Here is a 20,172-nt window from a genome sequence, read left to right as displayed (position 1 = left end):
GGGCCCACACCGTCGCGAACTTTAACACGCAGAGATGTCTTGACTTCGGATGCCGGCGGCGCGTGACGCGCTCGCGTCTCCGTGCGCTCCACCTGCCCTGTTAAGGTCTGGAACTCGTGGTGGAAACTCGCACTCTTGCCCGGGCAGACGTGTACAAGTGGGGCGCCGTCACGGCGATCGGTGTCATCGCCGGCTACCTGGCCGTGGTGCTCGCGAACGCTCGTCACTTCTACACCGACGACACCGAGTCCCAGTACGCGCCGCTGTGGGTCATGCTCGGCCGCAGTCTGCGAGAAGGACACCTCCCCGTGCTCGTCCCCGAGAACTGGATGGCGGGCAACTACGCGATCGAGGAAGCAGGCCTTCTCAATCCACCACAGCTCCTGATCGACCTGATCGCACCGTCCTTCGACAACTTGGCCTTGTACGCGACAATCGTGAAGTTGATCTTCGCGATCATCCTTGCGCTCGGCGTCTATCGGATCTGCCTCGAGTACGGCTCGAAGCCCACTTGGGCTGCGGTCGCCGGCGTCTCGATTCCGTTCACCGGTTTCCTGCTGTTCTTCGACTCGGCCAGTTGGATGACTGCCTTCACCGGCACTGCATGGATGGTTCAGGCGTGGGCGTCGGCAATCCGCTACACCCGAGGTAAAAGCGGTCCGATCCCGACCTTCGTGTTCTTGTATCTCGCGATGTCGGTCCAATATGTTTTCCCCGCAGTCGAATCCGGCCTGATGATCGGCGCGGTCGCAATCGGCGAAGTTGTCTATCAGCGGCGTTGGCTGCCGTCGCTGCGGCTTCTGGCGGTGTCCGCATGTGCCGCTCTGGCCGGTCTCGCGACGTATCTGCCGAGCCTGCTCACCGCCGACGTCACCTGGCGCGGTGCATCCGAAGTCAAGAACGACGCATTCCTCGCCGTTCCGTGGTCGGAATCGCTGAACGCGAGCCTGCCGAGCACCATGCCTGCGTTCACCTCGTGGTGGGGATACATCCAGACCATGCCCATGGTCTACGTCGCATGGTTCCTCATACCTGCCCTGGCATTCATCGACTGGGGTAAGGCACGCGCCGCGGCACGCGAATTGACGGCCGTCGGGATCTTCACGGTCGCCGTCCTCATGTGGACCGCCGGGCCGAGCACGATCGGCCCACTGCGCTGGCCCGCACGCGTGCTTCCGATGGTGGCCCTCGGCCTTCTGCTTCTGGTGTGCATCCTGCTCGGGCGGTACGCCACGACCGACAAGTTGCGCGGGCGCTGCGTTGCCGCGGGAATCCTCGTGGGCCTGCTTCTGATTCGGTCCGCCTCGGCAGCCCCAGGGCTCGCGAAATGGCACGTGATCTCAGCCGTCGCCGTCGTTGCCCTCGGCGCCGCGATGGTGTGGCTCGGCCGTACCAAGGGCACCGCGTTCGCATGCCTCGTAGCGATCGTCGCGGTCTCCCCCATCGCTTACGTCCAGGTTCGAGCCGCACAACCAACCCCGATGAGCTGGAACCTGCCCGAATCCCGCTCGGAGATGAAAGAAGCCTTCCCCGACTTCGAAGGCACGACACTACAACTAGGCGACCGCGCGCTCATTGCCCCCGGCGACCGAACACTCGACGAAGCGTACGGCTCCCTGGCCTTCGGCAACTACCCCAAAGACCTCGAACTGACCTACACCAGCGGTTACACCCCCAACGGGCACTACTACTTCGGCAATCTCCTGTGCATGCGCTGGGACATGAGCGTGTGCCCCGACGCGTTCGCGCGGGCCTTCTCCGTCGAACCGGAAACCGGCCGCACCCTGGTCGATCTCATGAACGTCGACCGCGTGGTCCTGCAGAACGCCCTCTACCCCGATGCACGCAAGAACCCCGCTCCCGACGGATGGACATGGGTCGACTACCCCGGCCACGAGAACTACATCTCGGTACTCGAACGCGTCGACGGCCCCGTCTCGACACGCAACGGCCGCATCGCCGACGCCCAAGGCGTCGAGGCTACGTCGATCGCGGAATCGAACATGTCCAGCACCCTGAGAGTCAGTTCGGAGAACGGCGGAAAGGTCGTGTTCGCGCGACTCGGCTGGCCCGGATATCGGGCTAGCCTAGGCGGTCAGCCCGTGCCGATCGACGTCGTCGCGAAGTCCTTTGTTACCGTGGACGTTCCCGCCGGAACGACAGACGCGGAACTTGTCCTGACCTGGCGTCCCCCGGGATGGAAGGTCGGCGGCGCCTCGATGGTCGCCGGAATCCTCGGACTCGGTGTGCTCGAGTGGATGTATCTGCGCACACGGCGCAAGGACCGGATCAACGACGTGCACACCGAGTCTTCATGACCGAAGACGTCGCATCAACCGAGAACCCCGGCCCACTGCTGCGGGTGGTCAAGCATCAACCCATCGCGTTTGCCATTGTCGGAGTGGCCAATACGGCGATAGGCTACGTGCTCTTCGTGATGTGGTCATTGATCCTCGACAACAAGAATCTGTATCAGGTGGCCGTGATCGGCGCGTACTCCATCAGCGTCCTCATCGCTTTTGTTCTGCATCGGACTCTGGTTTTCCGCGTTCGCGGACATGTTGCCCGCGACCTGGGCGCGTTCATCGTCGTCAATTCCGGTGGTCTCGTGTTGAATCTGATTCTCGGAACGCTCGCAGTGTCGATTCTGCACGCCCCGCCGCTCCCCGCTCAGGCCGTTGTCATGCTGATCGTTGCCGGTGTGAGTTTCTTCGGTCATCGATACTTCTCGTTCCGCCGCAAACCTACCGAACGGCACTGACCTTCTACGACTCGCGGGGTAACGCTCGATCCACTGCCGCCTCGACGATCGTTCGAATGTCTTCCTGTCCGAACAGGTTCGGCAATGTGAGTCGATCCAGTGCGAGCCAGTTCAACGACATGTAGAGCAGGCGAACGGCCATCGCATCACCGGGCACGCCCGACGCCAGATGATTGGCTACATTCAGATCGAAGTCTTCTCGGATACGGACGGTCAGTACCGCACGCAGGTCCGGACGACGCGTCGCCTCCAGCCGCAACTCCATGAGCGCAAGGAAACCAGTCCCGAATGAGGTGACCCGCTCGACCACTTCGAGCATGAGCGTCACCAGGCGCTCACGATCGGTGCCGTTGACGGGATCGATCAATCCCTCGAGGTCGTCCGGTATCAGTCGCTCGTAGATCCGGCCACCCGCTTGGGTGAGCAGGTCGTCGCGATTCGAGAAGTAGTTCGACGCAGTCCCGTTCGGCACGGCTGCCTGAGTGTCGACGGCTCGAAAGGTCAAGCCTCGAGCCCCCTCTCGCGCCAACACCTCGATTGCCGCGTCGATCAGGGCAAGCCGACGTTCAGGGTTCTTTCGCACTTGACATCACTCCAGACACGACCCTAAGTTAAACCACTACAAACAGAGTACTACGAACGGAGCACTCCATGCGAAAGCTTGTGTACTACGTGGGAGCATCGCTCGACGGCTACATCGCGGGACCAGGCGGCGAATTCGACTTCTACCCGGTATCCGAACAGATCACGGCCTGGATATGCGATCGGTATCCCGACACCGTGCCAACGCATGTGCGACCTTCCCTCGGCGTGGAGGGCGCACCCAACAAAGTCTTCGACACCGTCATCATGGGTCGCGGTTCCTACGAACCCGGGCTGACCGCCGGGGTGACGAGCCCATTCGCACATCTGCGCCAGTTCGTCGTCTCCACCACCCTCCCCGACACCGAGGATCCCGCGGTCACCCTCGTCCGCACTGATCCGCTGGCGCTGGTCAGATCCCTCAAAGAAGAGGAAGGACAAGATATCTGGCTGTGCGGCGGTGGAACTCTCGCCGGCGAACTGCTACCAGAGATCGACGAATTGGTCATCAAGAGGTATCCGGTTGTCGCAGGCGCGGGCATACCGATGATCAGAGGCAACTTCGAGCCGACACTGTTCACACCGACTGCTGCCGAATCGCTGAGTGACGGCGCGAGCATCACCTGGTTGAAGCGAAATACCTAGGGAAGTAGATCCGGTCGACGCTCGGCCGTGCGCTGCAGCGACTGCGCATGGCGCCAAGCCTTGATCTTTGCGTGATCACCCGACAGCAGAACAGGCGGAACCTCGAGGTCGCGCCACACGGCCGGACGCGTGTAACTGGGTCCTTCGAGGAGCCCGTCGGAGAACGAATCTTCTTGGTGTGAAAGCTGATTGCCGAGAACGCCGGGCATCAGCCGCACGACGGCTTCAACCATCACCAGCACGGCAGCTTCACCGCCGATCAGTACGTAGTCGCCGATGCTGACTTCTTCGACGCGAACTCGCTTGGCTGCGTCGTCGAAAACTCGTTGATCGATTCCTTCGTATCGGCCGCAGGCGAAGACAAGGTGCTGTGCGGTGGACCATCGGTGTGCGGTCGCCTGGGTGAACGGAACGCCGGCAGGAGTGGGCACCACCAGAATCGTCTCGGCGTCATCCGGGCCGTCAGTATCTGCTCGTCCGATCACGTCGTCCAGGGCCGGGCCCCAGACGGTCGGTTTCATGACCATGCCGGGTCCGCCGCCGTATGGAGAATCGTCGACGGCTTTGTGCACGTCGTGGGTCCACGACCGAAGATCGTGGACGTCGACCGAGATCGAGCCACGTTCGATTGCCTTGCCCAGCAAGGCAGCACGAAGCGGTTCGAGATACTCGGGAAAGATGGTGACTACATCGAGACGCATGACAAGCGATCAGTCACTGTCGGCGTTCGAATTGTCGCTGTTCGACTTGTCGCCGAAGTCCGGGTCGAGCAGTCCCTCGGGAGGCTCGATCACCACAACGCCGTCGGCGATCGACACCGAGGTGACGATGGCAGCGACAAACGGGATCAGCAATTCACCGGACGTCTCACCGGCGCGGCGAATCGAAAGCAATTCGCCTGCGGCGGAATGCAATACCTCGATGACCGAACCGACCTCGGCGCCGTCCGTGAGGACGACCTTCAGTCCTTCGAGTTCGTGATCGTAGAACTCGTCCGGATCATCCGAAGGCTCGAGTTCGGAACTGTCGATGACAAACAGTGTGCCGCGCAACGCATCTGCGTCGCCACGGTCACTGACGCCTTCGAGGCGCAGCAGAAGCCGCCCGGAATGATCCCGGGCGGCTTCCACTGTGTACGACTTCAGTGTGGACTCGCGCGGCTTACGCCCACGCAGCACGGAACCTACGGCAAAACGATCTTCGGGCTCGTCTGTACGAACGTCGACTACCAATTCACCTTTGATGCCATGCGACTTCGCGACACGACCGACTACGAGTTCCACCTGTTTACTGCCGTCTACTGATCGGTGTCGACGACATCAACACGGATACCGCGGCCACCGATGCCGGAGACCAAGGTCCGCAGAGCGGTCGCCGTGCGACCACCCCGACCGATGACCTTGCCGAGATCGTCGGGATGCACGTGCACCTCGACGGTCCGTCCCCGACGTCCGGTGATCAGCTCGACACGCACATCGTCGGGATTGGCGACGATGCCACGCACGAGATGCTCTACCGCATCAGCGACGACGGCACTCACTTGTCAGCAGCCTCGGCGTCTGCAGCGGGAGCCTCGGCGTCAGCCGCGGTGTCTTCTGCCTTGGCCTCGTCAGCCTTTGCAGCCTTCTTCTTCTTGGGGGTGATTGCTTCTGCAACCGGCTCGTTCTCGGCCTGCGCGAGTGCAGCCTGGAAGAGCTCGAGCTTGGAGGGCTTGGCTTCCTTGACGCGCAGGGTGCCTTCGGTGCCCGGCAGGCCCTTGAACTTCTGCCAGTCACCGGTGATCTTGAGGAGTGCCTCGACGGGCTCGGTGGGCTGTGCGCCCACGGACAGCCAGTACTGAGCGCGCTCGGAATCGATGTCGATCAGCGAGGGCTCTTCCTTGGGGTGGTACTTGCCGATGGTCTCGATCGCACGGCCGTCACGACGGGTGCGCGAGTCGGCGATGACAACGCGGTACTGAGCGTTGCGGATCTTGCCGAGGCGGGTGAGCTTGATTTTGACAGCCATAGCTGCAGTTCTCCTTCAGCGCGCACAACAGTGCTGCGCATGTCACGTGCAATTCAGCGACCCACACGATTTGTGAGCCCGGTTTTGCCTCTATCCTGTGACCGTCGCAGCGGTACGTAACCGGTTGCGACGAACAATGGTCCATTGTGCCAGATGGGTGGGCTCGTTCGGAAACCACCCTGTGCGCGTTCGGAGAGTGCAGGGACTCCCTAACCACTCACGGGGGTGCCGCGGAGGATCACACACGTCGGCTTCGCGAGCACAGCGGGGTTTCCGCGCGGATCTTCGGAGAACACCACCAGGTCGGCGGGCGCTCCTTCTTCGATACCCTGAGCGCCCAACCAACTCCGTGCGTCCCAGCAAGCGGCACCCAACGCCTGGTGCGCCGTCAGACCGGCAACCTGGAGTTCGGTCACCTCGTCGGCGATGCGCCCGTGCCTGATCGAACCCCCGGCATCAGTTCCGGCGTAGATCGGAATCCCGGCGTCGTGAGCGGCACCGATCGTCTGGTGTCGACGAGCATGCAGATCCCGCATGTGCGCTGCGTAGATCGGATACCGCGTGGCAGAGTCCGCGATCTCGGGGAAAGTAGCGATGTTGATCAGCGTCGGAACCAGGGCCGTGCCGTGAGCGACCATCGACTCGATGGTCGCGTCCGTCAGTCCGGTCCCGTGCTCGATGCAGTCGATACCGGCGTTGATCAGGCCAGGCAGAGCGTCTTCGGCAAAAACGTGAGCGGTGACCTTTGCGCCTTCGGTATGGGCGGCGGCGATGGCCTCCACCAGAATCTCGTCGCTCCACAACGGGGCGAGGTCGCCGACGGAACGATCGATCCAGTCCCCGACGAGCTTGACCCAACCGTCACCGGCGCGCGCCTGACGCACCACTTCAGCCGGCAACTGAGATTCGTCGTCCAGATCGACCGGCAGGCCCGGGATGTACCGCTTGGGTGCCGCGATGTGCTGACCTGCCCGAATGATCCTCGGCAAATCGAGGCGCTCGTCGATGAACTTGGTGTCAACCGGTGATCCGGCGTCACGAAGCAACAGCACGCCTGCGTCACGTTCGGTTTGCGCCTGCTCGAGCAAGCCGTCGACGGTCTCGCCGCCGCCACCGCCGTAACGGATACCGACGTGACAGTGCGCATCCACGAGACCCGGTGTGATCCAACCCGATTCGACGATCGTCTCCGCACCGGACACCGGTTCGAAGGAAATCAGCCCGTCGACGATCCACATTTCAATCGGCCGGGCATCGGGCAGACCGATACCCCGAAGATGAAGCGCAGTCACCGACTACTTCTTGGGCAGCTTGAGCTGGGAGAGATCGATGCCTTCCAGTCCGGGCGGCAACTGATCGAGACCCTTGGGCATGTTCGACAGGTCGGGCATTCCGGCCGGCATGCCGCCGGGCATACCCGGGAATCCGCCCATACCGGGGAATCCTCCGCGCATCTTGGGCTGCGTCGGACCCTTGCCGCCCTTCTTGCCCTTCTTGCCCTTCTTGCTGCGCACCTGCTTGCGTGCGCCGGGCATGCCCATCCGTCCGGCCATTGCAGCCATCATCTTGCGGGCTTCGAAGAAACGGTCCACCAACTGGTTGACGTCGGAAACCTTGACGCCCGAACCGTTCGCGATGCGCAGTCGGCGTGAGGCGTTGATGATCTTCGGATCGTCACGCTCGGCCGGCGTCATACCGCGGATGATTGCCTGAATGCGATCGAGTTGCTTCTCGTCGACGTTGGCAAGCGCGTCCTTCATACCGCCGGCACCCGGCAGCATGCCGAGCAGGTTGCCGATCGGGCCCATCTTGCGGACGGCCATCATCTGATCGAGGAAGTCCTCGAGGGTGAGCTGACCGGAGCCGATCTTGGCTGCGGTCGCTTCGGCCTGATCGGCGTCGAAAACCTGCTCGGCCTGCTCGATGAGGCTCAGGACGTCGCCCATGCCGAGGATCCGGCTGGCCATGCGATCGGGGTGGAAGACGTCGAAGTCTTCGAGCTTCTCGCCGGTGGAGGCGAAGAGGATCGGCTGGCCGGTGACCTCGCGGACGCTCAATGCGGCGCCACCGCGGGCGTCGCCGTCGAGCTTGGTGAGAACGACGCCGGTGATACCGACTCCCTCACGGAAAGCGTCGGCGGTGCTGACCGCGTCCTGACCGATCATGGCGTCGAGAACGAAGATGGTCTCGTCCGGGTTGACGGCGTCACGGATGCCGGCGGCCTGCGCCATCAACTCCGAGTCGATACCGAGGCGACCGGCGGTGTCGACGATCACGACGTCGTAATGCTTGTTGCGTGCTTCCTCGACGCCGGCGCGGGCGACCTCGACGGGGTCGGCAGCGGACACACCGAGGGCGTTCTCTCCGCCGCCGATGGAGGTACCGGGGTGCGGCGCGAAGACTGCGGCGCCTGCACGCTCACCGACGATCTGAAGCTGAGTGACGGCACCGGGACGCTGAAGATCACAGGCGACGAGGAGGGGCGTGTGCCCCTGGTCCCCCAGCCACTTGGCCAACTTTCCGGCCAGCGTGGTCTTACCGGAACCCTGCAGACCGGCCAACATGATGACCGTCGGCGGAGTCTTGGCGAACTGGAGTCGACGGGTTTCTCCGCCGAGAACCTCGACCAGCTCTTCGTTGACGATCTTGACGACCTGCTGAGCCGGGTTGAGTGCACCCGAGACCTCGGCGCCCTTGGCTCGTTCCTTGACCTTGGCGATGAAGCTGCGCACTACGGGAAGTGCGACGTCGGCCTCGAGCAGGGCAAGGCGGATCTCGCGGGCCGTAGCGTCGATGTCGGCGCCGGACAGACGACCCTTGCCACGCAGATCCTTGAGAGATCCGGTCAATCTGTCGGAAAGGGATTCGAACACCGAGTGCGCTCCTGAAGGTCGTGCGAGTTAGCCGTGGATATTCTCGGGCACCAGCCTAGCCGCTACGCCCGCAACGATCCCAGCCGATGCGGGCGTAACCGCCGAAACCAGGTCCGTCAATCCTCTTTCTTCTTGGGTTGAGGCACCGGAACCACCGCGAGCACCGCCTCTTCCACACGCTCCCTCGCCGCGCGAGTATCCGCCTCACCGAAGTCGAGGCAGAACGCGTCGACCACCGAAGAACCCAACGTCGCGACCTTTGCCCACCGAATGTCGGCACCACTGTGCTCGAGTGCTGCGGCCAGTCGGCAGAGCAGGCCGACGCGGTCTTCGGTACGCAATTCGAGGATCGCGTGACCGTCGCCGGACGCGTCGAACCAGATGACCCGCGGCGGCGCCTGCGAATAGAGCACCGGAACCGCCGAATCCTTGTTGGTCTGGATCGCGTCGTCCCACTGCTCCGCCCGCGCCTCCTCGTCCTTTGCGTCGAGAAGCTCGAGCAGATTCAGTTCACCGGCGGAAGCCCGGATCAATTCCTGTCGGAGCAACACCGCTTGCGGCGGTGTACCGAACCTCGGCGTCACGACAAACGAATTGACCGCCGAACCCGCATGCGACCCCAGCGAAGCGGAATGCACCCGCAACGACTGCAGCGCGAGAACGCCGGCAGCCCGAGACAACAACCCGGGCGCGTCGGGTGCGATGACGGTCACGACGTAGGTGTGCGGATTCTCGGCCGGAACGAGCGAGACGTGAACCCCGCCGTCCTCGGCGATGGCCAACTGCTCGGGGTCGAGCGGATCGGGTTGCGGGAGCTCCTCCCCCGCCATCAGCAATCGGCAACGACGCACGAGCTCACCGATCAGCGACGATTTCCAGTCGCCCCAGACACCAGGACCGGTGGCCAGAGAGTCCGCTTCCGCCAACGAATGCAGGAGATCGAGAAGGGTCCCGTCTCCCTCGAGTGCGTCGACCACTCGCTGCACCGTTGCCGGATCATCGAGGTCGCGACGGGTCGCGGTTTCCGGCAACAGCAGGTGATAGCGCACCATCGCCGTCAAGGTCGCGACGTCGGAAGGCCAGAGACCCAAGCGATTTCCGATCGCGGTGGCCAGTTCGGCACCGACAACGCTGTGATCTCCCCCTCGGCCCTTGCCGATGTCGTGGATCAACGCACCGAGCATGAGCAGATCCGGTCGGGCGACCCGTGTGGTGAATCCACTTGCATAGGCGGCAGTTTCGACCAGGTGGCGATCCACCGTCCACGTATGGACGGCGTCGCGCGGCGGAAGATCGCGAATGGTTCCCCACTCCGGCAGGAGTCGACCCCAGAGTCCGGTCCGGTCCATCGCCTCGATCACCGGAACCGCACGCGAGCCCGAACCGAGCACGACAAGAAGATCGTTGACCGCGTTCTTCGGCCACGGCTCACGTAGTTCGGGGGCATTGTCGGCCAGGCGATTGAGCGTCGACGCCGAGATCGGCATGCCGTTGGTGGCTGCCGCTGCCGCCACCCGCATCACCAGACCGGGGTCCTTCTTCGGTCTGGCGTCGCGCGCCAGAACAACTTCACCCGCGTGCTCGACGACGCCCTCGTCCAAGGGCCGCCGCACCGGCGCACGACGCAGCCGAGACAAACCGCGCCTGGGCAACGAGTTTCCGGCGGTCCGGATACCGACGTCCACCGAATAGCTGATGGTGCGCGCCGATTCGCTGAGAAGGCGTGCCAGATCGAATCGATCCCCGATCCGCAGCGCCGCACCGATCTCGTCGGCGTCCTGCGCTCGCAGTTGATCGCGGGCGCGACCGGCAACGCGATGAAGTTCGGTACGCACGTCGAGCAACCGCCTGTGCGCAAGTGCCAGACCGCCGCCGGGCGAGTTGGGCCCGAGTCCCGGCATCCCGTCGGTCAACTGCGCGATGGACAGAGCGTTGAGCAACTGCACGTCACGCAACCCGCCCCGGCCGCTCTTGAGATCCGGTTCGGCACGATGGGCGATCTCGCCGCTGCGCTCCCACCTCGTACGAGTCTGGGTGATCAACTCGTCGAACCGGCTGCGGATATCCATACGCCACTGTCGACGGACACCACTGATCAACAGGTTGCTCAGTTCCACGTCGCCGGCAATGTGGCGCGCTTCGAGCATTCCGAGCGCCGCGGTCATGTCGGTGGCCGCAACCTGGAGTGCCTGCGGAAGCGTCCGCACGCTGTGGTCGAGTTTGATGTGCGCGTCCCACAGCGGGTACCACAGGCTGTCCGCAACGTGGGCCACGACTGCCGGGTCCATGTCGTCGTGCAGCAAAATCAGATCGAGGTCGGAATACGGCAACAGTTCGCGTCGGCCCAGACCGCCCACGGCGACGATGGCAAACCCACAATCCGGTTTGATGCCCAGTTCGGTCCCCTTGGTGGTCAACCAGAATTCGTGCAGATCGACCAGTGCATGTCGCAGTGACGGGGCGTCGAGCCTCCTGTTCTTGACGCCACCGGTGAGTAGGGCCTTGCGTGCGCGGGCCAGGTCCGCAGCTTCGTCGGATCCCCCTGACGAGACCGGCCCTGGCCCCGTCGCTTTCGCGACGGAACCAGGGCCGAAGTTCTCGGACCCTTTCGGGTCAGAGTGCATCGCCACCGCGTTCCCCGGTACGAACCCGGATGACCGACTCGACGGGCGAGACCCACACCTTGCCGTCACCGATCTTGCCGGTGCGAGCGGCTTCGACGATCACCTCGACCACCTTGTCCACGGCCGAGTCGTCGACGACGACCTCGACCCGAACCTTGGGTACGAAGTCCACGGAGTACTCCGCGCCTCGGTACACCTCGGTGTGGCCCTTCTGTCGGCCGTAGCCCTGAACTTCGCTGACTGTCATACCCAGCACTCCGGCCTGCTCGAGTCCGGTCTTGACGTCCTCGAGCGTGAACGGCTTGACGATTGCTGTGATCAGCTTCATGTGCTCATCCCTTTCCCAACTCTGAAGTGCTTGAATTCACTTTAATCACGTGCTGATCACGCGAGGTCGTATGCGGTCTCTGCGTGTTCGGTCTCGTCGATGCCGCGTGCCTCGTCCTCGGCCGAGATTCGCCAGCCCAAGGGCTTGAGTGCGAAGCCGATGATCGTCGTCAGAACGCCGGTGAAGACGAGTGCTGCGAGTGCGATCACGATCTGAACCACCAGTTGCTTGTAGTCGCCGCCGTAGAAAAGGCCGGTTGCGGTGCCGAAGAATCCGATACCGATCGTGCCCCACAAGCCGGAAACGAGGTGAACACCGACGACGTCGAGCGAGTCGTCGAAGCCGAAGCGGAACTTCAAGCCGACGGCGAGAGCGGACAGGATGCCGGCGACTGCGCCGAGGAAGATGGAACCGACCGGGTTGAGCGCACCGGCAGCAGGAGTGATGGCGACCAGACCGGCAACCGCACCGGATGCTGCGCCGAGGCTGGTGGCGTGACCGTCTCGAATACGCTCGGTAGCGAGCCAGGCCAGGACTGCAGCACACGTCGCGGTGGTCGTGTTGACCCAGGCGAGACCGGCGTTACCGTCGGCGGCGAATGCCGAGCCTGCGTTGAAGCCGAACCAACCGAACCAGAGCAGTGCGGCGCCGAGCATCACGAACGGCAGGTTGTGCGGACGGAAGGCTGTCTTGCCGAAGCCGAGACGCTTGCCGACGATGAGTGCGAGGACCAGACCGGCCATACCGGCGTTGATGTGAACGACTGTGCCACCGGCGAAGTCGATCGGAGCGACGTTGGCGACAGTGACTCCGTCGTCGTTGACCGTGGTGCCGAAGAGCTTTGCCGCGATGCCGTCCTCGGAGCCCGAGAGGAGTCCGCCGCCCCACACCATGTGTGCGAGGGGGAAGTAGACGACGGTGACCCAGATACCCGAGAACAGGAGCCAGGTGCCGAACTTGACTCGCTCGGCCAGGGCACCACTGATGAGGGCGGTGGTGATGATCGCGAAGGTCACCTGGAACGCGATGTCGATGACGTTGGGGTAGCCCCACGCGCCGGCGATGAAGTTGCCGTCAGCATCCGTGATGCTGTTCTTGAGGCCGAAGAACTCGAACGGGTTGGCAAAAATGCCCCCGATGTTCTCGGTGCCGTAGGACATCGACCATCCCCACAGAACGTAGATGACGCCGATGACGGCCATGGCCCCGAAGGACATCATCATCATGTTCAGGACGGACTTGGACCGAGACATCCCGCCGTAGAAGAAAGCGAGGCCGGGTGTCATCAGCAAGACCAGAGATGCAGCCATCAGCATCCATGCGGCGTTACCGGAGTTCGCCAACAAATCGTCGGTACTCACTTACTACCTCCTAGTCGCACGTGCCGGGCAGCACGTCGTTAAGGAGAAGAGTGCTGGGCTGGTGTTTCGTCCATGGCGCTGTCGCGTTTCGCAGACGTGAACCAATTGCCCAACTTTGTTGCAAACAGGTTTCGCCAGGGGGTTCTACGAACCCTGTGCTCCTTTTTGGTAGTTCGCGCTACCAAAAAGGCGCACGGGGGCATCAGCCCAGCAGGGCGTCTACGAACGCACCCGGCTCGAACGGCGCCAGATCGTCGGCGCCTTCACCGAGACCGACCAACTTCACCGGCACGCCCAGTTCATGCTGAACCTGAAAGACGATTCCACCCTTGGCGGTTCCGTCCAGCTTGGTCAACACGACGCCGGTGATGTCCACGACCTCCGCGAACACTCGTGCCTGCGCGAGTCCGTTCTGGCCGACCGTCGCATCGAGAACCAGCAGAACGTCGTCGACCGACGCCTTCTTCTCGATGACCCGCTTGACCTTGCCGAGTTCGTCCATCAGACCGGTCTTGGTATGCAACCGGCCGGCGGTGTCGATGAGGACCACGTCGACGCCGTCTGCGATGCCGCGTGAAACCGCGTCGAATGCGATCGCAGCGGGATCGCCACCCTCCTTGCCACGGACAACTTCGGCGCCGACACGCTCGGCCCACGTCTGGAGCTGATCGGCAGCGGCGGCGCGGAACGTGTCCGCGGCACCGAGCACGACGCGGCGACCGTCGGCGACGAGCACGCGAGCCAGCTTGCCGGTGGTGGTGGTCTTGCCGGTCCCGTTGACACCGACGACGAGCAGAACAGCCGGGTGATCGTCGTGTGGCAGTGCGCGAATGGAACGGTCCAGTTCGGGACGCAGTTCGGCGATCAGCACCTCGCGAAGCAGTGCGCGGGCGTCTGCTTCGGTGCGAACACTGCGGGCCGCCATCTGCTCACGAAGCTTGGTGACGACTTTCTCGGTGGTCGCGGAGCCGAGGTCCGCGATCAGAAGGGTGTCCTCGACTTCTTCCCACGAATCCTCGTCCAGATCGCCGCCGCCGAGCAGACCGAGCAAGCTCTTGCCGACCGCTGACTGCGAGCGGGAGAGGCGTCCGCGCAGTCGGTCCAGCCGACCCTCGGTCGGGTCGATCTCGTCCAGCACGCGCGGTGCAGGCACGACGGGCTCGGGTACAACTACAGGTTCGGGAACGACAACCGGTTCGGGAACGACAACAGGCTCTTCGACAACCGGTTCTGCTACCGGTGCCTCTTCTACTACCGGCTCTTCGACAACCGGTTCCTCGACGACGGCCGGCTTCTCAGCGACAGGTTCTTCGACAACCGGTTCCGCAACAGCTGGTTCTTCGACTACTGGTTCTTCGACGACTGGTTTTTCGACGACGGGCGGCTTCTCCGCGACCGGAGGTGACGGCACCACCGGAGGCGGCGCCGTCGCCGTGGACCCCTGACTGAAGTTGAACCCGCCGCCGGCCTTGTAGCCGCCTGACTTGTCCTTCTCAGGGGCGCCGAGCTCCGGCTTCGTCTCGGGCGCCTTCAGAGACACCTGCCCCTTGCGATAGCGCAGGAATCCGGCAACGAGAACGACGAGTAGTACGGCTGCTACAGCCGCGATGATGATCCAAGCCTGGGTAGTCACCGGCCCATTGTTTCAGGCTCCGAGCCGGAAAGTGAGCAGGGCTTACGTAGAGGCCATGTCTTGACCGCGAAGTCGCTGCGAAATCACTGTGGTGATGCCGTCGCCGCGCATACTGACCCCGTACAACGCGTCGGCGATTTCCATGGTCGGTTTCTGGTGGGTGATCACGATCAACTGCGACTTCTCCCGCAATTGTTCGAAGAGTCCGATCAGCCGCCGCAGGTTGGTGTCGTCCAATGCCGCCTCCACCTCGTCCATGACGTAGAACGGGGAGGGGCGAGCCCGGAAGATCGCGACCAGCATGGCCACCGCGGTCAACGACTTCTCGCCGCCCGACAGCAACGACAACCGCTTGACCTTCTTGCCGGGCGGACGCGCCTCGACTTCGATGCCGGTAGTGAGCATGTCCGAGGGATCGGTGAGGACCAGTCGCCCTTCTCCCCCGGGGAACAATTTCTCGAACACTCCCACGAACTCACGCTCGACATCGGCATACGCCTCGGTGAATACCTGCAGAATTCGTGCGTCCACGTCTGCGACCACAGCAAGAAGGTCCTTGCGTGCGGTCTTGACGTCCTCGAGCTGAGTGGAGAGGAAGGTGTACCGCTCCTCGAGTGCCGCAAATTCCTCGAGCGCCAGCGGATTGACCTTGCCGAGGGTAGCGAGGTCCTTCTCCGCTCGCTTGGCTCGGCGTTCCTGAGTCGCTCGGTCGTACGGAAGCGGAGCGGGCGCGGTGACCTGCTCCCCACGCTCCTTCGCGTGTTCGTACTCCTCGATTTCGAGTGCCGTCGGCGGCAATTCGACTTCAGGTCCGTACTCGGCGATCAGATCGTCGAGGCCGATACCGTACTGATCGAGGATCGACTCCTCGAGTTGTTCGATGCGCAACGCTGCCTGAGCCTTCGCGACCTCGTCGCGATGGACGGCGTCGGTGAGCGAAGCGAGTTGTCCGGTCAGTGATCGGACTGTCTCGCGGACCTGATCCAGTTTGGCCGTGCACTCGGAGCGAGCCCGAGCCAACTCGTCGCGGTGAGCAAGAGCCGCAGCGACGACGCCCTCGAGTTCGGCCGCCACACGCTGTCCCGATTCGGCGACGGCAGCTGCAACCTCCGCAGCGTGCGCCCTGGCGCGCAGAGCCCGTTCGGCGCGAATTCGCGCTTCTCGTTCGGCGGCCGCGGCGCGGCGAAGCGAATCAGCCTTGCCGCGAACGGATTCCGCACGTTCTTCGGCGGTCCGCACCGCGAGGCGAGCATCCATTTCGACGATGCGCACTTCCGCCAGCGCTGCTGCGGCCATTTCACGATCGGCAGCGGTCGATTCTGCGCCGTGTCCCGGTGCATTGCCGTCGGTTTCGGCAACGCGCAGTCGTTCCTCCAGATCCGCGAGCTTTGTCAGCGACTCACCGCGCCCCTCCTCGGCACGCACCCGCTGGGAGGTCAGCCGATCGGATTCCGCGTGGGCGACACGTGCTGCCTGCCCCAATCTGCCCAACTGCTCGTAGATGGCCGACATGGCGGCGTCCGACTCGTTGAGCGCGGCCAGAGTCTGCTCCGCGGTCTCGCGTCGAGCAGCCTGTTCGGCCAGAGCGCCGGACAGCGCAGCATCGAGTTCCTCGGATCGGCTCTCCGTTGCCGCCAGTTCCGCTGCGGACGCGTCGATCGCCGCCTGCACCTCCAGCGTGCTCGGTTGCCGATCCGAGCCACCGATCATCCACCCCGGACCGTGCAGATCGCCGGATAGCGTCACTGCACGAATTCCCTTGTGGTCAGTAACAACTCGAATCGCGTCATCGAGAGTGTCGACCAGGACGACGCCATCGAGGATGGCGGTCAATCCGGCACGCAACTCGTCGGGGCAGTCGATGACGTCGACGGCGTGACGACTACCCGGCGCGATCTCGGCCTCGCGCTTGATCGCCGGTTCACCGCTCACGATCAGTGATGCACGCCCACCGTCCTGATCGGCCAGTGCTGCAACAGCCGAGCGAGCCGAGTTCAGCGACTGCGCCACAACGGCGTCCGCTGCCGGCCCCATCGCGGCGGCGATCGCGGCTTCGTAGCCGGGTTCGACGTGGATCAATCCGGCCAGCGAGGTGATGCCGTCGTCGCGCCGGTGTTCAAGCAGCCAACCGCCACCGTCCTTGCGCTGCAAGCCCATCGACAGTGCCTCGATGCGCGCACGGAGCGAGGCGATGCGTTGCCCGCTCGTCTTTTCTTCCTCGCGAAGTTCTTCGACGCGCGCGTCGATCATCTCGAGAGCTTCGATGGCGTGTTCGTGATTGGTGTCGAGGCCGACTTCACCGGCATCGAGATCCCCGATGCTTTCCTGCACCGTGTCGAACTCGGCCTGTGCGGCGTCCCCACGCAGACGAGCCTCGTCGATCGCCTCGGTCAGCCGAGACACTTCCGCGTCGACGGATTCGACGCGGGTACGCAGAGTGTCGACCTGACCGGAGAGTCGAGCGAGACCTTCGCGTCGATCCGCGACAGCGCGAACTTCCGCCATGTGCGCCCGTTCTGCCTCCGCTGCAGCATCTTCCGTGGCTGCCAGCTGCTCACGAGCTGCTTCCGATGCCGCTCGCGCGATCTCGACGCCTTCGAGGAGTTCGGCTTCCTCGGCAGCAAGACGTTCGGCGCGGGCTTCCATCTCGTCCGGGTCCTGGCCTCGGTTGCCGACGGGTTCGGAGTCGAGATGGCGTGCACGTTCGCGGGCGATGCGCACCGTGGCGTTGACTCGTTCGGCAAGCGCGGAGAGCTGGAACCAACTCTGCGCAGCGGCTTCCGATCCCGGAGTCAGACGAGCGAGAGCTTGTTCCTGGCGCCCGAGTTCGAGGTTCGCATCGTCCAGCGCGGCCGCCACCTGGTTGTGCTGTTCGCGGGCCGATTTCTCGTCCTGCGCCTGGTCGTTCAATTGGGTTCGACGGGTCACCAGGTCGTCAGCGGCCAGCCGCATCTTGGCATCACGGAGGTCGGCCTGGACCGTCTGCGCTCGCCGAGCGACCTCGGCTTGGCGTCCCAGCGGTTTGAGTTGCCGACGCAGTTCCGCGGTGAGGTCACTGAGCCGAGCGAGATTGGCCTGCATGGAATCGAGCTTGCGCACCGCTTTTTCCTTGCGGCGGCGATGTTTGAGGACTCCCGCTGCTTCTTCGATGAAGGCGCGACGGTCTTCGGGCCGGGATTCGAGGATCGCGGCGAGCCGTCCCTGCCCGACGATGACGTGCATCTCGCGGCCGATACCGGAGTCGCTGAGCAGTTCCTGGACGTCCATCAGACGGCAGGACGAGCCGTTGATCTCGTACTCCCCCGCGCCGTCGCGGAACATCCGGCGCGTGATCGACACCTCGGAGTACTCGATCGGGAGCGCGCCGTCGGCGTTGTCGATGGTCAGGGTCACCTCGGCGCGGCCGAGCGGCGCGCGGCCGGAGGTGCCGGCAAAGATGACGTCCTCCATCTTGCCGCCGCGCAGTGCCTTGGCGCCCTGCTCGCCCATCACCCAGGTCAACGCATCGACGACGTTGGATTTACCCGAGCCGTTGGGGCCGACGACACAGGTGATCCCCGGCTCGAACCGAAGAGTCGTTGCCGACGCAAAGGATTTGAATCCCTTGAGTGTCAGACTCTTGAGGTGCATGGGGGGAAACTTTACCGCCAAACCGGTCAGCGTTCGACGAACCCTGTCAGGTCGCCCCTGGCGGGGTCCCAGCTGTCGACCACAAGATCCACCGTGCCCGGGGTAGTCCCCGAGCGCAGCAACTCCACCAATCGCTCGAGCTGCGGGCGTTCGCCTTCCGCCACGACGAGCACTCGACCGTCACGCTGATTGGACGCGTATCCGATCAACCCGAGTTCGAGAGCGCGGGCCCGGGTCCACCACCGAAACCCGACGCCTTGAACGTATCCGTGAACCCACGCCGTCAACCGCACAGGCGCTGTCTCAGCCATGGCGCTCAGCTCGCCACACGTTCGAGACGGTGAACCTCGCCGAGGAAACCGGTGGTGTAAAGAGAGTTGGGATCCCAGCCCGGGCCGGCGCCGAACTTGACCGCGGATGTGAACGGCAGACCCGAGGCGATCTCACACGAAGATCCCGAATCCGGATCGACGCGAACAACTTTGCCGCCGGCATTGAATGCGACATACAGCGCGCCGTCCGGTCCGACGGTCAGATCGTCCGCCATGTTTGCCGGACCGAACCCGGGGAGCGTGATCGTCCGCACTGCTCCGCCCAGATCGTGTTCGTCGAGGACGTGGACGGCGGTCACCATGTCGAAGGTCGTCGTCACGTAGATCGTCGAACCGGAGCGTGCGAGGCCGTCCACGGTGCCGAGATCCTCACGAACAATCGAACTGGTTCCGTCACTGTTGATGACCGTCAGGCCCGGCCGGGTCAGTGTGCGAGCGGTGAGGAAGCGGTTACCGTCCAGCGGCACAAGCCCGTTCGGCATCACCAGACCGTCGGCAATCGTTGTCACCGATCCGTCCGCGACGTCGACCTTGCGAAGGCTGCCGTCGGCGATTCCGAACAGTCCCGAGACAGTCGAGTTGCCCGTGGTGAAGTACACGGAACCGTCACGCGCGAGCAGCCCGCCAGGTCCGGTGACGTCACCGACCAAAGTTGTCCGTGTTCCGCCCGGAGCCACTTTCAGCAGTGCACCCGGCCCGATCAGAGCCGACTGCGACAGCACCATCGAACCGTTGCCGTCGAATTCGAGATTCTCGAGCATGCCGGCGCCAGTCGTCACGACGCTCGACGTCCATGAACCGCAACCACCGGCAGAGACGTCGACCGGGACCGAGGCGTGCGCCGGAGCACTCACTGCCACAACGGAACCCAGTGCGATCGCAGCGACAATGCTGCCCGCGCGGCGCATCAGGCTTCCGTGTCGAACGACAGAGTGACCTTGGTTCCGGCCTTGAGAGTGCGCCCGACGGTGCATACCTTGTCCACGGAACGCTCGACGAGAGTGATGAGGCGCTGCTGTGCTTCGGCATCCAACTCGCTGAGATCGAGTTCGAGGACCTCGTCGAGCCGCGGGTAGACCTCGTTCTCCCGATCGGCGGCGCCGGACACTCGGACCGTCGCGTCGTAGTTGTCACCGAGGCGGCGAGAAATCGGGAAGTCGGAGCTCATACCGGTGCACGCGGCCAGTGCGATTTTGAGGAGTTCGCCTGGCGTGAAGACTCCTGGCACCGATTCGGAGCCGATGAGAACCTCTGCGCCGCGCGAACTCTTGCCGGTGTAGAGGCGGGTTCCGGTGCGTTCGACCCAAAGCTCGGTGTGAGCCGGGGCGGTTGCAGCGTTGTCGGGAGTCTGTTCAGCCATGACGCAATCTTGCCACTCCGCCGAACCGGAGGGGCG

General features: G+C 63.8%; 18 protein-coding genes. 3 read left to right on the top strand and 15 right to left on the bottom strand.

Translation table 11 applies throughout. The annotated features are described in order from the left end of the window. Nucleotides 1-119: 119 nt before the first annotated feature. Together QM716_RS08635 and QM716_RS08630 are read left to right on the top strand one after the other, a co-directional pair. Nucleotides 120-2,318, top strand: a complete 2,199-nt coding sequence (locus tag QM716_RS08635) for a hypothetical protein (protein WP_283303751.1) — start codon at nucleotides 120-122, stop codon at nucleotides 2,316-2,318. Continuing rightward, entirely contained in the window at nucleotides 2,315-2,761 is a 447-nt protein-coding gene (locus QM716_RS08630; protein ID WP_283303750.1) for a GtrA family protein, read from the top strand. The genes QM716_RS08635 and QM716_RS08630 overlap by 4 nt, the downstream gene beginning before the upstream one ends. Before the next feature lie 4 nt (nucleotides 2,762-2,765). Here the strand turns inward: QM716_RS08630 and QM716_RS08625 are convergent, their stop codons facing one another. Then, a complete protein-coding gene (locus tag QM716_RS08625) occupies nucleotides 2,766-3,344 on the bottom strand; it encodes a TetR/AcrR family transcriptional regulator (RefSeq protein ID WP_283303749.1) in 579 nt (192 codons plus the stop codon). 68 nt (nucleotides 3,345-3,412) lie between these two features. On the opposite strand from QM716_RS08625, the gene QM716_RS08620 reads away from it, so the two are divergent. After that, nucleotides 3,413-3,988 carry a dihydrofolate reductase family protein gene (locus QM716_RS08620; RefSeq protein WP_283303748.1) on the top strand — a complete coding sequence of 192 codons (576 nt, stop codon included), beginning with the start codon at nucleotides 3,413-3,415 and terminating at the stop codon, nucleotides 3,986-3,988. Here QM716_RS08620 and trmD read toward each other — a convergent pair. The 14 genes from trmD to QM716_RS08550 all read right to left on the bottom strand — a co-directional run bounded on the left by trmD (nucleotide 3,985) and on the right by QM716_RS08550 (nucleotide 20,136). Then, on the bottom strand, nucleotides 3,985-4,689 hold the full coding sequence (gene trmD, locus QM716_RS08615; RefSeq protein ID WP_283303747.1) for a tRNA (guanosine(37)-N1)-methyltransferase TrmD: 705 nt from the start codon (nucleotides 4,687-4,689) through the stop codon (nucleotides 3,985-3,987). The genes QM716_RS08620 and trmD overlap by 4 nt on opposite strands. 9 nt (nucleotides 4,690-4,698) lie before the next feature. Beyond that, nucleotides 4,699-5,271 carry a ribosome maturation factor RimM gene (rimM, locus tag QM716_RS08610; protein WP_283303746.1) on the bottom strand — a complete coding sequence of 191 codons (573 nt, stop codon included), beginning with the start codon at nucleotides 5,269-5,271 and terminating at the stop codon, nucleotides 4,699-4,701. A 14-nt stretch (nucleotides 5,272-5,285) separates the two neighbouring features. After that, the gene (locus QM716_RS08605) at nucleotides 5,286-5,528 is read right to left on the bottom strand and encodes an RNA-binding protein (protein ID WP_003939023.1); all 243 of its coding nucleotides are present in this window, start codon (nucleotides 5,526-5,528) and stop codon (nucleotides 5,286-5,288) included. Then, complete coding sequence (gene rpsP / locus QM716_RS08600; RefSeq protein WP_283303745.1) at nucleotides 5,525-5,995, bottom strand: 30S ribosomal protein S16; 471 nt, start codon at nucleotides 5,993-5,995, stop codon at nucleotides 5,525-5,527. Before rpsP ends, QM716_RS08605 begins: the two co-directional genes overlap by 4 nt. 209 nt (nucleotides 5,996-6,204) lie before the next feature. Continuing rightward, nucleotides 6,205-7,287, bottom strand: coding sequence for an amidohydrolase family protein (locus tag QM716_RS08595; protein WP_283303744.1), 1,083 nt, complete (start codon nucleotides 7,285-7,287; stop codon nucleotides 6,205-6,207). Between the two features lie 3 nt (nucleotides 7,288-7,290). Next, entirely contained in the window at nucleotides 7,291-8,868 is a 1,578-nt protein-coding gene (ffh, locus tag QM716_RS08590) for a signal recognition particle protein (protein WP_283303743.1), read from the bottom strand. A gap of 116 nt (nucleotides 8,869-8,984) precedes the next feature. Then, nucleotides 8,985-11,492, bottom strand: a complete 2,508-nt coding sequence (locus QM716_RS08585; RefSeq protein WP_283303742.1) for a [protein-PII] uridylyltransferase — start codon at nucleotides 11,490-11,492, stop codon at nucleotides 8,985-8,987. Then, nucleotides 11,482-11,820: a P-II family nitrogen regulator gene (locus tag QM716_RS08580; RefSeq protein WP_283303741.1), complete on the bottom strand. Its 339-nt coding sequence runs from the start codon at nucleotides 11,818-11,820 to the stop codon at nucleotides 11,482-11,484. The genes QM716_RS08585 and QM716_RS08580 overlap by 11 nt, the downstream gene beginning before the upstream one ends. Nucleotides 11,821-11,876: 56 nt before the next feature. Next, nucleotides 11,877-13,136, bottom strand: coding sequence for an ammonium transporter (locus QM716_RS08575; RefSeq protein WP_042450902.1), 1,260 nt, complete (start codon nucleotides 13,134-13,136; stop codon nucleotides 11,877-11,879). A 247-nt stretch (nucleotides 13,137-13,383) separates the two neighbouring features. Beyond that, nucleotides 13,384-14,814 (bottom strand): signal recognition particle-docking protein FtsY, encoded by a 1,431-nt coding sequence (gene ftsY / locus QM716_RS08570; protein WP_283303740.1) that lies wholly within the window; start codon nucleotides 14,812-14,814, stop codon nucleotides 13,384-13,386. A 42-nt stretch (nucleotides 14,815-14,856) separates the two neighbouring features. Further along, on the bottom strand, nucleotides 14,857-18,444 hold the full coding sequence (smc, locus tag QM716_RS08565) for a chromosome segregation protein SMC (protein ID WP_283303739.1): 3,588 nt from the start codon (nucleotides 18,442-18,444) through the stop codon (nucleotides 14,857-14,859). 26 nt (nucleotides 18,445-18,470) lie between these two features. Then, nucleotides 18,471-18,755 carry an acylphosphatase gene (locus QM716_RS08560; RefSeq protein WP_283303738.1) on the bottom strand — a complete coding sequence of 95 codons (285 nt, stop codon included), beginning with the start codon at nucleotides 18,753-18,755 and terminating at the stop codon, nucleotides 18,471-18,473. A 5-nt stretch (nucleotides 18,756-18,760) separates the two neighbouring features. Next, on the bottom strand, nucleotides 18,761-19,684 hold the full coding sequence (locus tag QM716_RS08555; protein ID WP_283303737.1) for an SMP-30/gluconolactonase/LRE family protein: 924 nt from the start codon (nucleotides 19,682-19,684) through the stop codon (nucleotides 18,761-18,763). Then, on the bottom strand, nucleotides 19,684-20,136 hold the full coding sequence (locus QM716_RS08550) for an OsmC family protein (protein WP_283303736.1): 453 nt from the start codon (nucleotides 20,134-20,136) through the stop codon (nucleotides 19,684-19,686). The genes QM716_RS08555 and QM716_RS08550 overlap by 1 nt, the downstream gene beginning before the upstream one ends. Nucleotides 20,137-20,172: the final 36 nt, after the last annotated feature.

The organism is Rhodococcus sp. IEGM 1409, assembly GCF_030056735.1.
GTDB lineage: Bacteria > Actinomycetota > Actinomycetes > Mycobacteriales > Mycobacteriaceae > Rhodococcus_F.
The sequence above is the reverse complement of the archived record's forward strand: the minus strand, read 5'-3'. Positions and strand labels throughout refer to the sequence as shown.

Bases quoted from the DNA above. Each gene is read 5' to 3' on its own strand.
- QM716_RS08630 (WP_283303750.1), top strand. From the start codon at position 2,315: ATGACCGAAGACGTCGCATCAACCGAGAACCCCGGCCCACTGCTGCGG.
- QM716_RS08620 (WP_283303748.1), top strand. From the start codon at position 3,413: ATGCGAAAGCTTGTGTACTACGTGGGAGCATCGCTCGACGGCTACATC.
- trmD (WP_283303747.1), bottom strand. From the start codon at position 4,689: ATGCGTCTCGATGTAGTCACCATCTTTCCCGAGTATCTCGAACCGCTT.
- rpsP (WP_283303745.1), bottom strand. From the start codon at position 5,995: ATGGCTGTCAAAATCAAGCTCACCCGCCTCGGCAAGATCCGCAACGCT.
- QM716_RS08585 (WP_283303742.1), bottom strand. From the start codon at position 11,492: ATGCACTCTGACCCGAAAGGGTCCGAGAACTTCGGCCCTGGTTCCGTC.
- QM716_RS08580 (WP_283303741.1), bottom strand. From the start codon at position 11,820: ATGAAGCTGATCACAGCAATCGTCAAGCCGTTCACGCTCGAGGACGTC.
- QM716_RS08575 (WP_042450902.1), bottom strand. From the start codon at position 13,136: ATGCTGATGGCTGCATCTCTGGTCTTGCTGATGACACCCGGCCTCGCT.
- smc (WP_283303739.1), bottom strand. From the start codon at position 18,444: ATGCACCTCAAGAGTCTGACACTCAAGGGATTCAAATCCTTTGCGTCG.
- QM716_RS08560 (WP_283303738.1), bottom strand. From the start codon at position 18,755: ATGGCTGAGACAGCGCCTGTGCGGTTGACGGCGTGGGTTCACGGATAC.
- QM716_RS08555 (WP_283303737.1), bottom strand. From the start codon at position 19,684: ATGCGCCGCGCGGGCAGCATTGTCGCTGCGATCGCACTGGGTTCCGTT.
- QM716_RS08550 (WP_283303736.1), bottom strand. From the start codon at position 20,136: ATGGCTGAACAGACTCCCGACAACGCTGCAACCGCCCCGGCTCACACC.